The organism is Pseudomonas sputi (genome assembly GCF_021603585.1).
In the GTDB taxonomy this organism is placed as follows: Bacteria; Pseudomonadota; Gammaproteobacteria; order Pseudomonadales; family Pseudomonadaceae; genus Aquipseudomonas; species Aquipseudomonas sputi.
Window position 1 is genome coordinate 1 of record NZ_BQHI01000064.1, and the last position, 1,098, is coordinate 1,098.

Sequence of the window (1,098 nt, forward strand, 5' to 3'; positions counted from 1 at the left end):
CCTGGCGCACCGAGCAGACGCTGGCCAGCTATCGCTTTGATGCCCGTCATCGGCTGATCGAGGCGTCGAACGCCGTCGGCGAAAGCGAGCGTTACGACTACGACGACCAACACGTCATCCTGCAGCGGCAGCTGGCCGGCGGCGCGAGCTTCTTCTGGGCGTGGGAGCGCGCCGGCAAGGCAGCGCGTTGCGTGCGGCACTGGGCGTCGTTTTCGCAGATGGACACGCGTTACGTCTGGGATGACGCCGGCCGTGTCACGGTGCAGTACGTCGACGGCACGCAAGAGGTTTACGTCCACGACGATACGGCGCGGCTGGTGCGTCAGGTCGCCGCCGACGGTGGTGAACAGCTCAAGACCTACGACGCGCAGGGCCGATTGGTCGCCGAGCAGGATGCGCTCGGCGCGGTTACCGAGTACCGCTACGACGATGCCGGACGGCTGATCGCGCTGATTCCGCCGGACGATGCGCCGACGTCCTACGAGTACCGCAACGGTTTCCTGCACAGCCGTTCGCGTGGCGACGCCGTTTGGACCTATCGGCGCAATGCCCAGGGGGATATCACCGAAGCGGTCGATCCGGACGGTCATGTCACCCATTACCACTACGACCCGCAGGGGCGGTTGCTGTCGGTCCGTTATCCGGATTCGGGTCGGCATGTGTTCGTGTGGAACGACCAGGGCCAACTGGTTGAGGAAAGTCTGCCGGACGGTGGGGTTCGCAAGTTTTCCTACGACCTGCAGGGGCGGCGGATTACTTCACAGGATGAACACGGTGCCGTCACCCGTCATGCGTGGGACGCCGTCGGTCGGCTGATCCAGACCACCTCGCCAAATGGCGCCACCCGCGCCTGGTCCTACAGCGCCTACGGCCAGGTCACCGCCGAACGCGATGAACTGGGGCGCATCACCCGTTATGAGTATGACGACGACCTGCACCTGGTCAGCCGGCGAATCAACCCCGACGGCACGCGGCTGCAGTACCGTTACGACCATGCGCAGCTGTTGCTGACGGAAATCGAGAACGAGTCCGGCGAAAAGTACCTTCTGGACTACACGCCCACCGGACTGATCCGACAGGAAACCGGCTTCGATGGCC

Annotated in this window: 1 pseudogene; it reads left to right on the forward strand. The window is 64.5% G+C overall.

What is annotated here, in order from left to right:
• Positions 1-1,098: pseudogene (locus L6D81_RS29305) on the forward strand (type IV secretion protein Rhs); the annotation flags it as partial.